At 69.6% G+C, this 12,280-nt stretch carries 16 protein-coding genes; 9 read left to right on the top strand and 7 right to left on the bottom strand.

The features are described from left to right. Nucleotides 1–46: 46 nt before the first annotated feature. From NBT82_RS11235 to NBT82_RS11220, 4 genes are all read right to left on the bottom strand, one after another. Nucleotides 47–403 carry a DUF5802 family protein gene (locus tag NBT82_RS11235; RefSeq protein WP_251328209.1) on the bottom strand — a complete coding sequence of 119 codons (357 nt, stop codon included), beginning with the start codon at nucleotides 401–403 and terminating at the stop codon, nucleotides 47–49. A gap of 72 nt (nucleotides 404–475) precedes the next feature. Then, on the bottom strand, nucleotides 476–766 hold the full coding sequence (locus tag NBT82_RS11230) for a DUF7977 family protein (RefSeq protein ID WP_251328208.1): 291 nt from the start codon (nucleotides 764–766) through the stop codon (nucleotides 476–478). Beyond that, on the bottom strand, nucleotides 756–1,796 hold the full coding sequence (locus NBT82_RS11225; protein WP_251328207.1) for a zinc-binding dehydrogenase: 1,041 nt from the start codon (nucleotides 1,794–1,796) through the stop codon (nucleotides 756–758). The genes NBT82_RS11230 and NBT82_RS11225 overlap by 11 nt, the downstream gene beginning before the upstream one ends. A gap of 47 nt (nucleotides 1,797–1,843) precedes the next feature. After that, the gene (locus tag NBT82_RS11220) at nucleotides 1,844–1,999 is read right to left on the bottom strand and encodes a hypothetical protein (protein WP_251328206.1); all 156 of its coding nucleotides are present in this window, start codon (nucleotides 1,997–1,999) and stop codon (nucleotides 1,844–1,846) included. Between the two features lie 101 nt (nucleotides 2,000–2,100). Between NBT82_RS11220 and NBT82_RS11215 the strand changes: the two genes are divergently transcribed. Beyond that, a complete protein-coding gene (locus NBT82_RS11215) occupies nucleotides 2,101–2,682 on the top strand; it encodes a MogA/MoaB family molybdenum cofactor biosynthesis protein (RefSeq protein WP_251328205.1) in 582 nt (193 codons plus the stop codon). 49 nt (nucleotides 2,683–2,731) lie between these two features. After that, complete coding sequence (gene ilvD / locus NBT82_RS11210) at nucleotides 2,732–4,471, top strand: dihydroxy-acid dehydratase (protein ID WP_251328204.1); 1,740 nt, start codon at nucleotides 2,732–2,734, stop codon at nucleotides 4,469–4,471. A 202-nt stretch (nucleotides 4,472–4,673) separates the two neighbouring features. Here ilvD and NBT82_RS11205 read toward each other — a convergent pair whose 3' ends face one another. Then, a complete protein-coding gene (locus NBT82_RS11205; protein WP_251328203.1) occupies nucleotides 4,674–5,834 on the bottom strand; it encodes a lycopene cyclase domain-containing protein in 1,161 nt (386 codons plus the stop codon). Between the two features lie 78 nt (nucleotides 5,835–5,912). Here NBT82_RS11205 and NBT82_RS11200 point away from each other — a divergent pair, with 78 nt between their 5' ends. From NBT82_RS11200 to NBT82_RS11170, 7 genes are all read left to right on the top strand, one after another. Beyond that, nucleotides 5,913–6,437 (top strand): hypothetical protein, encoded by a 525-nt coding sequence (locus tag NBT82_RS11200; protein ID WP_251328202.1) that lies wholly within the window; start codon nucleotides 5,913–5,915, stop codon nucleotides 6,435–6,437. Nucleotides 6,438–6,488: 51 nt separating this feature from the next. Beyond that, nucleotides 6,489–7,736 carry a CaiB/BaiF CoA transferase family protein gene (locus tag NBT82_RS11195; protein ID WP_251328201.1) on the top strand — a complete coding sequence of 416 codons (1,248 nt, stop codon included), beginning with the start codon at nucleotides 6,489–6,491 and terminating at the stop codon, nucleotides 7,734–7,736. Beyond that, entirely contained in the window at nucleotides 7,736–8,836 is a 1,101-nt protein-coding gene (locus tag NBT82_RS11190; RefSeq protein ID WP_251328200.1) for a LeuA family protein, read from the top strand. The genes NBT82_RS11195 and NBT82_RS11190 overlap by 1 nt, the downstream gene beginning before the upstream one ends. A 66-nt stretch (nucleotides 8,837–8,902) precedes the next feature. Continuing rightward, nucleotides 8,903–9,514, top strand: a complete 612-nt coding sequence (locus NBT82_RS11185; RefSeq protein WP_251328199.1) for a translation initiation factor IF-2 subunit beta — start codon at nucleotides 8,903–8,905, stop codon at nucleotides 9,512–9,514. A 38-nt stretch (nucleotides 9,515–9,552) separates the two neighbouring features. Further along, entirely contained in the window at nucleotides 9,553–10,266 is a 714-nt protein-coding gene (locus NBT82_RS11180) for a fumarylacetoacetate hydrolase family protein (protein WP_251328198.1), read from the top strand. 41 nt (nucleotides 10,267–10,307) lie between these two features. After that, nucleotides 10,308–10,556 carry a DUF7385 family protein gene (locus tag NBT82_RS11175; RefSeq protein ID WP_251328197.1) on the top strand — a complete coding sequence of 83 codons (249 nt, stop codon included), beginning with the start codon at nucleotides 10,308–10,310 and terminating at the stop codon, nucleotides 10,554–10,556. 12 nt (nucleotides 10,557–10,568) lie between these two features. Continuing rightward, on the top strand, nucleotides 10,569–11,057 hold the full coding sequence (locus tag NBT82_RS11170) for a universal stress protein (protein WP_425601748.1): 489 nt from the start codon (nucleotides 10,569–10,571) through the stop codon (nucleotides 11,055–11,057). A 6-nt stretch (nucleotides 11,058–11,063) separates the two neighbouring features. Here NBT82_RS11170 and msrB read toward each other — a convergent pair whose 3' ends face one another. Continuing rightward, on the bottom strand, nucleotides 11,064–11,471 hold the full coding sequence (gene msrB / locus NBT82_RS11165; protein ID WP_251328196.1) for a peptide-methionine (R)-S-oxide reductase MsrB: 408 nt from the start codon (nucleotides 11,469–11,471) through the stop codon (nucleotides 11,064–11,066). Between the two features lie 43 nt (nucleotides 11,472–11,514). Then, nucleotides 11,515–12,192 carry an HAD family hydrolase gene (locus NBT82_RS11160; RefSeq protein ID WP_251328195.1) on the bottom strand — a complete coding sequence of 226 codons (678 nt, stop codon included), beginning with the start codon at nucleotides 12,190–12,192 and terminating at the stop codon, nucleotides 11,515–11,517. Nucleotides 12,193–12,280 lie beyond the last annotated feature (88 nt).

The following is a 12,280-nucleotide window of genomic DNA, read 5'->3' as shown; positions in this document are numbered from 1 at the left end:
AGCGGTCGGGAGGGCCTTCTACCCTGCGGCCGAGCGGCCGGGGGCGTCAGACGGCTTCGTCGGTCACGCCGTCGGAGCCGTACCCCGCATACCGAAGGAGTTCGGCGGCGCGGTCGGGTTTGGCGAGGAACACCTCACACCGGTCCGGGAGGTCGGTCTCGGTCACGCTCGGCGGGAGTCCGAGCGTCCCGGAGGGGACGCCCTCCTCCCCGAGGACCGGGAAGTGTTTCCCGTCGAGTTTCATCACGAGCGGGGCGTCGAGTCGCTCGACGCCCTCGCCGGTGGTGTAGAGGCGTTCGTTCATCCGTTCGTGATCCGTCCGGTGGATGACGGCGTGGTCGCCGTCGTGCGGCTGGACGTACAGCCGTCCCAGGTAGTAGCCGGCGGAGAACTCTTCGAACATGCGATTCGTGAATCGTTACCACACGACATGGTATAAGTCTTGTCGGCAGGACTTATCACGAACCGCCCACAGTCAGCGCCGATTCTTCATCGACCAGACGGCGACGAGGCCGAGAAGCACCGCGGGCACCATCGGCAGGACGAGCATGGCCGTCCGGTAGTGGGCGCCGAGGACGCTCCCGCCGGCCGGCCAGAGATACACCGACCCGGGGACGACGAGGACCGCGAGGACGACGGCGCCGACCAGCACCCACCCCGCCCAGCCGAGATCCGACGGGTCGTCGTCCGGGGGCGGTTCGTCCCCGCGGAGCCGTGTGTCCTCCCGGGGGTCGACGACCGGACCGGCGTCGTCCTCAGCGCTCACTGTCGGGAACGACCACGACTTTGCCGAACCCCTCGCGGTCCTCCAGGAGTCGGTGAGCGCGGCCGGCCTCGCTCATCGGGAGCACCTCGCGGATCCGTGGCTCGAAGGTGCCGTCCCAGACGCGTTCGAGGACGTCGTCGACCTGGCCGGGCGTGGCCATCGTCGATCCGATCACCTCCAGTTGGTTCCAGAAGATGCGGTTGATGTCCGTCTCCGGGTTCGGGCCGGTGGTGGCCCCGCAGGTGACGAGGCGGCCGCCCTTCGCGAGACTCCGCAGGGAGTCCCCCCAGGTCGCGGCGCCGACGTGATCGACGACGACGTCGACGCCGCGGCCGTCGGTCAGCGAGCGGATCTCGCTCGCGAAGTCCTCGCGTTCGTAGTCGATGGTGTGGGCGGCGCCGAGTTCGGCCGCGGCCGCGAGTTTGTCCTCGGTGCTGGCGGTGGCGAACACGTCGGCACCGGCGTCGGCGGCGATCTGGACGGCCGCGTGCCCGACGCCGCCGGAGGCGCCGAGGACGAGGACGGACTCGCCGGGGTCGATGTCGGCGCGGTCGACCAGCATCCGCCACGCGGTGCCGAACACGAGCGAGGCCGACCCCGCGACCGTCCAGTCGACGCCCTCGGGGACGGGAACGAGGTTGGCCTCGGGGACCGCGATCTCCTCGGCGTGAACGCCGGGGACGTGTTCGCCGATGATGTGAAAGGAGACGCACATGGAGGGATCGCCGTGACGGCAGAACTCGCAGTCACCGCAGGCGACGCCGGCCGTCACGGCGACGCGATCGCCCGGCGAAAAGCGGGTCACGTCCGCACCCACCTCGCGGACGACGCCCGCCGCGTCGCTCCCCGGAACGTGGGGCATCGCCAGATCGATACCGGGGAGCCCCTGGCGTGTCCACACGTCGAGGTGGTTGAGCGCCCCCGCCTTCACGTCGACGCGCACCTCTCCCCGGTCGACCTCGGGGTCGGGGACCTCGCCGTACTCGATGACGCCGGCATCGCCGTGTTCCGCGAAGTGGACCGCTTGCATGTCCGATCGAACCACGGCGACGGACAAAACGCTGTGGTTCGACCGGCCTACCCGCTCGTCGTGTTGGTGCTCCCGCACTCGGGACAGGACGTGAGCGTGCCGAGCGAGGGATGCGTCGCCGTCTCCCAGTCGTCGCTCCCGGGCGGGGCCGTGAAGCCACATTCGTAACACGTCACGCGGGTCGTGGTGGCGTCGTCGACCATACGCGTGACTACGGCACGGGGTTCCAAAGGTGTTACTCGTCCGATGCGATCCGGCGAGGGATCGGGGACGGCTTTAGTGGACGGCTCCCGAACGCTCGCGTATGGCCGACGATCACCACCACGAGGGCGAGGACCGCGAACACGACCACGGGGGCGAGGGCCACGAACACCACGGGGACCACGCCCACCACCACCACGACGTCGAGACGCTCGGTGCCGCCGTCATGACCGTCTCCACATCGCGGACGCTCGACGACGACCCGGCGGGCGACACCATCGCCGCGGCGTTCACCGACGCGGGCCACGAGGTCGTCACTCGGGAACTCATCCCCGACGACTACGACCGCGTTCAGGCGACGCTTTCGAACCTCGCGGGACGGGGGGACGTCGACGTCGTCGTGAGTACCGGCGGGACAGGCGTGACGCCGGACGACGTGACCGTCGAGGCGGCCCGGCCGCTGTTCGGGAAGTCGTTGCCGGGCTTCGGCGAACTGTTCCGGCGCCTCTCCTACGACGAAATCGGGACGAAAGTCGTGGGGACGCGGGCCGTCGCGGGAATCGCCGACGGGACGCCGGTGTTCTGTCTGCCGGGCAGCGAGAACGCGGCACTGCTCGGCGCCGAGGAGATCGTCGTCCCCGAGGCCGGCCACCTCTCGGGGCTGGCGAGTCGGGACGAAGGGTGACCGGCCGGCGACGTCAGGGTTTAAGACCCCGGGCGAGTAGGATCGGGACATGAGTCAACAGGAACCAGAGCGAGAGGAACCCTACGCCGGGAGCAAGGACCCCGAACTCCGGAGCAGCGAAGTGACCGAGGGACGGGACCGCGCCCCGCACCGGTCGATGTTCCGCGCGATGGGCTTTACCGACGAGGACCTCGAATCGCCGATGGTCGGCGTTCCCAACCCCGCCGCGGACGTCACGCCCTGTAACGTCCACCTCGACGAGGTGGCCGAATCGGCCATCGAGGGCATCGACGAGGCGGGCGGCATGCCGATCGAGTTCGGCACGATCACCATCTCCGACGCCATCTCGATGGGAACCGAGGGCATGAAATCCTCGCTGATCTCCCGCGAGGTCATCGCGGACTCGGTCGAACTCGTCTCCTTCGGCGAGCGCATGGACGCCCTCGTCACGGTCGGTGGCTGTGACAAGAACATGCCCGGCATGATGATGGCCGCCATCCGGACCGACCTGCCCTCCGTGTTCCTCTACGGCGGGTCGATCATGCCCGGCGAACACGAGGGGCGGGAGGTCACCATCCAGAACGTCTTCGAGGGTGTCGGCGCCGTCGCCGACGGCGAGATGTCCGACGACGAACTCGACACGCTCGAACGGAACGCCTGTCCCGGTGCGGGCTCCTGTGGCGGGATGTTCACCGCCAACACGATGGCGTCGATCAGCGAGGCCATCGGCTTCGCGCCGCTCGGGTCCGCCTCGCCCCCGGCGGAGGACGAATCGCGCTACGAGGTGGCCCGCGAGACTGGCGAACTCGTCGTCGACGTGATCGAGGAACGGCGCAAGCCCTCCGATTTCCTCTCGACGGAATCCTTCGAGAACGCCATCGCGCTCCAGGTCGCGGTGGGTGGCTCGACCAACGCCGTCCTCCACCTGCTGGCGATGGCGGCCGAGGCCGGGATCGACCTCGACATCGAGGACTTCAACCGCATCAGCGCCCGGACGCCCAAGATCGCCAACCTCCAGCCCGGCGGCGAGCGGGTGATGAACGACCTCCACGAGGTGGGCGGCGTGCCGGTCGTCCTGCGGGAACTGCTGGAGGCCGACCTGCTCCACGGCGACGCCCTCACCGTGACGGGCGAGACGGTGGCCGAAGCCCTCGACCGGTACGACCCGCCCGCCGTCGCGGATCTGGACGTCGACTTCCTGCACACCGTCGACGATCCGATCCACGAGCGTGGCGCCATCCGCATCCTCACCGGCAACCTCGCCCCCGAGGGCGCGGTCATCAAGATCACCGGCGAGGACCACCTCCACCACGAGGGGCCGGTGCGGGTGTTCGAAGAGGAGAAAAACGCCATGGAGTACGTCCAGGAGGGTCACGTCGAGTCCGGGGACGTCATCTGCATCCGGAACGAGGGACCGCGCGGCGGCCCCGGGATGCGCGAGATGCTCGGCGTCACCTCCGCCGTCGCCGGGCAGGGCCACGCCGAGGACGTCGCGCTCTTTACCGACGGTCGGTTCTCCGGGGCGACGCGTGGCTTCTCGATCGGCCACGTCGCGCCCGAGGCGTTCGTCGGCGGGCCCATCGCCGCGCTCGAAGACGGCGACGTGGTGACCATCGACATCGACGATCTCGAACTCTCGGTCGACCTCTCCGACGACGAACTGGCGGCGCGGCTCGAGGGCTACGACCCCGACCCGGCCTACACGTCCGGCGTGCTGGCGAAGTACGGGACGATGTTCGGTTCGGCGGCCAACGGTGCGGTGACGGACCCCGGCGCGAAGCGGGACTGATACGGACGTGCTGTAGCTGTACACCGGAACGACCGCACAGTTCCGTGCGGTCGCTCCGTGATGACCTACAGCCGTCCGTAGGACTGCCGGCGAGCGTAGCGAGCCAGTAGGTGTTTCCCTCCAGCGTTTGCGACGAGCGGTCGCGAGCGACTCGAGGAAGCAAACGGTGGACTGCGGTGGCGGCTCCCGGCACGACGCGGGACTAGTCGTCCAGCCCGCACAGCGTCTCGTGAACACCGACGACCATCGTCGGCACGATCAACATGAACAGGTGTTCCTCCACCGGGATCCCGAGCAGATCGATCCCGGTCCGCATCGGAATCGCGAACACGCCGACTGTCAGGGTATACCAGTCCCAGACGTAGGCGAAGGGGTACAGCACGAGCGTCGTCCGTACTGCGGCCCGGACCGCGCCCGCTCGAACCACCAACGCGACGGCGACCGTCCCCCACAGCAGTTCGGTCGCGAGGTATGTGTACGGACCGAGGACGGTGATGTCGGGGGACGAAACCCCGGAGAGCGGCCGGACCCAGACGGCGGCGACGAGCAGGGCGAAAAAGAGATAGGACGCCCGAACCAGCAACATCGTCGCGAGTTCGGCGTCGGCCCGGCGGGCGACGAGGGCGACAGCGACGAAAGGAACCGTCGCGAGCGCCGAGCCACGCGGGACGACGCCGGTGGCCGAGAGCGCGAGGACGGCGGCCATTCCCGCACCCATGAGGGCGGCCGCGAGTCTCCGGGCCCCGTCACGGCCGAGCACGACCGCCACGGTCCGCTTGTCGACCGAGCGGTCGTAGTCGTAGTCGGTCGCGTCGTCGATCACCTTGATCCCGGCGAGGACGACGACGAAGACGACGGCGAACGCGAGGACGGCCGCGGAGAGCGTCCGCGTCTGGACGTAGTAGCCACCGAGGAGGGCAAAGCCGATGCCGGCGGGGTAGCCGAGGGTGGCGCCGACGGGGTTCGTATCCAGTTGCGGCGCGTGGAAGACCGCGACCAGCCATCCCGGGAGGGCGAGGAGGGCGGCGACGGGGTCGACGAGGACCGAGAGGGCGGCGAGACCGGCGAAAAACAGCGTCGTCGATCCGGCGAGCGTCAGGTGACACCCCCGCCGGGTCAGCGGGTGGTCGTCGTCCTCGCCGCGGCGGTGGAAGTCGACGAGGCCGTCCTTGACGTGGGCGGTGTAGAGCGCGGCGAAGGCGACGCCGAGGTGGAGGAAGGCCAGCCGCGGCGAGACGACCCCACCGAGGACGGCGCCGAACCCCGAGGCGGCGAGCGGCGGAGCCATGAACACGGGGTGAACCTGCGAGGCGACGGCGCCGAGGGTCGCGCGCGGGCCGGACCCGTGGCGGGCGATGGCCATGTCACTGTGGGTACGTGCCACACCCACATATACTGCCGGCCGCGACGTTTTAGGTGGCAGCGGCGACGACATCCGAGCGTGGCCGGAACCCCGCATCACGCGCTCGGCGGTCCCCTCCTGACGGGAGCGGTCGCGACGGCCGTGGCCGCCGTCGTCACCGGCGTGGCGATCGTCGGTCGGTTGCGGCGGTCGAACGGCCGCACGCTCGCGCTCCGCGGCGGGGCGACGTACGCGATCGGGGTCCTGCTCCTGTGGGCGGGTGTTCGCTTCCTGTTCTGGCGGTTCGCTGTCGACCCGAGCGACTCGCCGCTCGTCGCGTTCGCGGTCGTCGGGAGCGCGACGCTCGTTCTCGCGGTCCAGGGCGGCGTGCCGCTGTACCTCCACGCGAGTCGTGGGCTGTGGACGCCCGTCGCCTGGCTGTGCGGGATCAGTTGGTTCTGTGTCTACACCGTTCTCCGGGTCGGGGGCGAGGCCAGTGCCGTCTTCCTGCTCCTGCTCTGGACGCTCGCGGTCGTTCCGGGCGCGCTGGTCGGCCTCGCGATCCTCTGTGTCCTCGAACTCGGCGGCCGACGGGTTCGACGGGACGGGTGGCCGTGGTCGTGATCGGTGGGGAGGAGCGCACCGCTTATGCCGACGGGCGGGCACCGACCGTCCATGACGACCGCACGCGAACGGGACGGACCGCTCGATGGCCTGCGGGTGGTCGACTGCTCGGACATGATCGCCGGCGGGTTCGCCACGACGCAGTTGGCCGACTTCGGCGCCGACGTCATCAAGGTCGAACATCCCGACGAGAGCGATCCGCTCCGGGAGTGGCCGCCCTACGACGCGGGCGAGGAGCCACGCTCCTCGGACGACCGGGGCGTGTCGCTGTGGTGGAAGTCGATCGGCCGGAACAAGCGGTGTGTCACGCTAGATCTGAGCACCCCGGAGGGGAGTGCCCTCCTCCTCGATCTGATCGCGGACGCGGACGTCCTCTTCGAGAACTTCCGCCCGGGGACGATGGAGCGCTGGGGGCTGGGTCCCGAGCGTCTCCGCAAGGAGAACCCGGGACTGATCGTCGTCCGACAGTCGGGGTACGGGCAGACGGGACCGCGGGCGGAGAAACCCGGGTTCGGAACCGTCGCCGAGGGCATCACGAACTGGGCACACGTCAACGGCTTCCCCGACAGCAAACCCCTCCTGCCGCCGATCAGCCTCGCGGATCTCACCGCCGCGACCTTCGCGGTGCAGGGTGTCATGTTCGCCGTCTTCGAACGCGACGTGGGGCGTGGCGGGAGCGGCGAAGGCCAGGTGATCGACATGAGCCTCTACGAACCGCTCTTCCGGCTCTTTCTCTCGGAGGTCGAGGCTTACGACCGACTGGGGGAGGTGCGCGAGCGGATCGGCAACCACCACGAGAACGCGGCGCCGCGGAACGTCTACGAGACGGCCGACGGCTACCTGACCCTGTCGGCCTCGGCCCAGTCCATCTTCGAGAACGTCGCCGACGCCATCGGCCGTCCGGACCTCGTCGACGACCCGCGGTTCGCCGACAACGAACGCCGCGTCGAACACGCCGACGAACTCGACGGAATTATCGAGTCGTGGACACGAGAGCGCACCACCGAGGAGGCGATGGCGGAGATGGAGGCCGCCGATGCCATCGTCGGCCCCGTCTACGACATGGCCGACATCTTCGAGGACGAACAGTACGCGGCCCGAAACGACATCGTCGAGGTGGAGGATCCGGACCTCGGGAGCCTGAAGACCGCGGCGCCGGTCCCGCGCTTCTCCCGGACGCCGGGGACCGTCGACCACGCCGGGCCGCGACACGGTCAGCACAACGACGAGGTGTATCTGGAAGACGTGGGCCTCGACGAGGCCGAGTACGACCGCCTCCGTGACGCGGGCGTGATCTGATGGCGGTTACGCTCCGCGACGTGACGATCCGCGAGGGGACACAGATGCCCGGACGGAACTACGACGTCGAGAGCCGGATCGCGGCCGGGCGAGCACTCGACCGACTCGGCGTCGACGCCGTGCAGGCGGGCTTTCCGGCCGTCGGCGAGACGGACCGCGAGGCGATCCGCCGACTCGCCGGCGACGACGACCTGGACGCCGACGTCGTCGGCATCGCTCGCGCCACGACCGGCGACGTGGCGGCCGCCCTCGACGCCGAGGCGGACGTGATCGAGGTGTTCGTCCCCACGTCCGACCGTCACCTCGAACACGTCCTCGGGACGGACCGCGAGGCGGCGCTGTCGATGGCTGGCGAGGCGCTCGACCGCGCCCGCGAGGGCGGGGCGGGGGTCCACCTCACGCTCGTCGACGGCTTCCGGACCGACCCCGACCACCTCGCCGACGTCTTCGACGCCTTCCCCGCGGTCCCGACGATCACCGTGGCCGACACGGTGGGCGCACGGACGCCCGACCGGGTGCGTGACCACGTCGAGGATCTGTTGGATCGGGGCGTCGACGGCGACCGACTGGGCGTCCACTTCCACGACGACCTCGGGGTGGCGACGGCGAACACGCTGGCGGCGGCCGGCGCGGGCGCGACGACGGCGGACGTGAGCGTCGCCGCCCTCGGCGAACGGGCGGGCAACGCGGCGCTCGAACGGGTGGTGGTGGCCGACGCCGTCGACGGGGACGGCGCGGTGGCCGTCGACCGCGAGTCGCTGCTCCCGGCGTGTCGGGCGGTCCTCAACGCGCTCGACGAGTCGGTCGATCCGCGGACGCCCGTCCTCGGCGAGGCGGTGACGACCCACGAGTCGGGCATCCACACCGCGGCGATGCTCCGCGATCCGGGCACGTTCGAACCGTTCGACCCCGCCACGTTCGGCGGCGAGCGACGTCTCGTCTTCGGGGCGGGGAGCGGCCGCGGGAGCGCCCGCGCCCTCCTCGAACGGGCGGGGGTCGACCCGACCGACGACCGGGTATCTCGACTGCTCGATCTGCTGGCAGAGCGGGGGCCGCTGGACGCGGAGGCCGCGACGGCGCTCGCCGCCGAGACGTTCTGAGCGAAAGGCGGGGCGTGTGAGCGCGGCTCACGGAACGGATTTAGGACGCGGCGTCCTTTCGTCTCCATGAACTACGATTCTGCGCTCGACCGTGCCTACGACACGCTGCCGGAGCGAACGCGCGAGGCGGGCGACCGCCTGCAGGTGCCCGATCCGGTCGGACAGACCGACGGGGCCTTCACCCGGCTGACGAATCTCGGCGACATCGCCGACGCGCTGGACCGAGAGCCCGAACATCTCCACCGGTCGATCCAGCGGGAACTCGGGACCAACGGGCAGTTCGACGGGGACCGCGCGCGATACAACGGCTCGTTCACCGCCGACGAGTTCGACGCCGCCATCGACGCCTACGTCACGGAGTACGTGACGTGTACGGAGTGTGGGCTTCCGGACACCAACCTCGTCCGCGAGGACGGCGTCGACATGCTCCGCTGTACGGCCTGTGGGGCGTTCCGTCCGGTCGCCAAGCGGCCGAAACAGAGTTCGAACGCCGACCAGCCGACCCTGGAGGAGGGCAAGACCTACCAGTTCCAGATCACGGGCACCGGCCGAAAGGGCGACGGCGTCGCCGAACGCGGCAAGTACACCGTCTTCGTTCCCGGCGCGCAAGAGGGCCAGGTCGTCGAGGCGTACATCGAGAACATCAGCGGGACGCTCGCGTTCGCGCAGTTGGCCTGAACCGAAACCGATAGCCCGCCGGGGGTCGTCGTCGGCCCATGCGACTGGCGCGCATCTCCACCCCCAGGGGTCCGCTCACCGGCGAATACGACGACGGCGTCGTCCACGCCGACGGCGACACCTACGTCGTCGGCGACGACGGACACCTCATGGCGCCCTGTGATCCGGCGGCCATCTTCTGTACGGGCCGGAACTTCGGCGCGAAGATCAGCCAGATGGGCGAGGGCGACTTGCCCGACCGCCCGGACTGGTTCGTCAAGCCACCGCACGCGCTGCACCCGCCCGCCCAGCCCGTCGAGTATCCCGACTGGGTGAGTTCGTTCACCTACGCGGGCGAACTCGCGGCGGTGATCGACGAGCGATGCCACGACGTCGGTGTCGACGAAGTCGCGGACCACCTCCGAGGGTACACCGTCCTCAACGACCTCGACGCGTACGATCAGGACCGCCGGACGGCCCGCAAGGCCTTCGACGGGTCGGCGCCGCTGGGGCCGTGGATCGAGACGGACGTGACCCCCGACGGAATGGCGATGGAGACGGTCATCTCGGGCGAACGGCGACAGTCGGCGACCACCGACGAGATGCTCTTCTCGCCGCCGGAGATCGTCGCCTTCCTCTCGGAGCGATACACCTTCCGCCCGGGTGACGTGATCTCGTTCGGCAGTCCGGCCAACCCCGGGCTCCTGGAACGTGGCGACACGATCGAGATCACCTACGAGGGTGTCGGCACGCTCCGGAACACGATCGAGTAGGGGCCGGAAAGGTCTTTAAGCGGGCCGTTCCCCCGGGAGACATGGCCGACGCCCTCGACCTGTCCGGTGGCTTCGACGTCCACGACTACCGGTCGAGTCTGAAACTCCACACGCAGGACGGCTCGTCGATGTATCTGGAGAACCGGGAAGGCCTGGCGTGTCCGGCCTGTGGCCGGCCGTTCGAACGACTCTTCGTCTCCGACGACGACCGGGTCACCTTCGGAAATCCACCCGATTCCCCGTTCTGTCTCGCGCGGACGGCCGAGCAGTTGCTCCTCCTGACACACTGACGGGGAGCGAGCGTGGAACCGAAAAGCGTGAAGGTGTACGCGCAGAAGCGACCGTTGACGATGTACGAGGACATCCTGGTCCCGACGGACGGGAGCGAGTCGATGGACGCGGTCGTCGAACACGCGGCCGACATCGCGGCGGGGCGTGACGCGACGGTCCACGTGCTGTACGTTATCGACGATCGGTCGTTCCTGACCCTACAGGACGGCATGAAAGCCGACGTCGCCGACGAACTCCGGGCGGAAGGCGAGACCGCCACCACGTCGGTGGCGGGGCAGCTCGAACGCGAGGGGCTCACCGTCCGGACGGAGATCCGGAAGGGCAACCCCGCCGACGAGGTGCTCGCGTACGCGGACGACGCGGGGATCGACCTCATCGTGATGGGGACCCACGGGGCCGACTACCAGCGGAACATGCTCGGGAGCGTCTCACAGAAGGTCGTGACGATGTCCGACGTTCCGGTGCTGACCGTCAACATCGCCGAGCAAGGGGAGCGGTAGTCGGCGTCAGTCCTCGGGGTCGAAATCGAGGGCGACGGAGTTGATGCAGTAGCGTTCGCCCGTCGGCTCCGGGCCGTCCTCGAAGACGTGCCCGAGGTGGCCGCCACACCGGGCACAGACGACCTCCGTTCGCTGCATGCCGTGCCGGGTGTCCGTCTCGAGTTCCACGGCCCCCTCAACGGCGTCGTAGAAGCTCGGCCACCCGGTACCGGAGCCGAACTTGGTGTCGGCGTCGAAGAGGGCCGCCCCACACCCCGCACAGGTGTAGGCCCCGTCGTCCTCGCGGTCGAGATAGTCGCCGCTGAACTTGGGCTCCGTCCCGCGCTCGCGGAGGACGTGATACTCGTCGTCGCTCAGTCGGTCGCGCCACTCGTCGTCCGAGAGGTCCGCGAGGGATCGGTCGTTTTCGGCCATACCGAATCGTTGGGACCGCAGACGGATAGCCTCGGTGCCGCGCTCACGCCCCGCCGCGGGTCGGCACGGCGTCGATGCCGAGGAGGTCGGATAACCCGTCGAGTTCGTAGGTCGGGCGGACCGAGAGGTCGTAGGACTCGCGGTGGGGTCGGCGGAGGAAGGCGGCGTCGAGGTGGGCGGCCTCGGCCGCGAGCACGTCGGACTCGCTGTCGCCGACGAACAGCGCGTCGGTCACGTCCAGGTCCGCGAGCGCCCGTCGGAGGTAGTAGGGTTCGGGCTTCTTGCGATCCAGACTCCGGATCGTCGGATCGCGCCCGTAGGTCGGCCAGAAGAGGTCGCGCGTCGAGAAGAAGTCGTGCATGAACTCGACGGTGTCCTGCTGGTTCGAACTGACGATACCCCGGGGGGCGTCGATCTCGCGGACGGCGTCGAAGTCGTCGTAGAGGCCCGCCCGGCCGGCGCGGAGTTCCGCCCGCTGGGCGTGCGAGGAGTGGTAGTCACGTGCGCGCCAGAACCGCGCCGGATCGAGGTCGTACCGCGCACACACCGTCGAGAGGACCGCCGGCGTGACGCCGATGGCGAGTCGGTCCACGTCGTCCGGGTCCGGATCGGGGACGCCGAGGGCGTCGAAGGCCTCCCACGTCGCTTGCCTGAGGACCGACCGTCCGATCGGTTCGACGAGGACGCCGTCGTTGTCGAACAGGACCGCCTCGTACGTCATACTCCGAGGTAGGCGTCGGAGGCGAAAAGCGTTTCACCGACCCGGTCCGCGGGGACGGTGCAACGGGGGGTTTAACCCGCCCGCCCTC

Origin of the sequence: Haloplanus sp. HW8-1 (assembly GCF_023703795.1) — an archaeon.
Taxonomy (GTDB): Archaea; Halobacteriota; Halobacteria; order Halobacteriales; family Haloferacaceae; genus Haloplanus; species Haloplanus pelagicus.
This window is presented reverse-complemented; position numbering and strand designations above follow the sequence as displayed.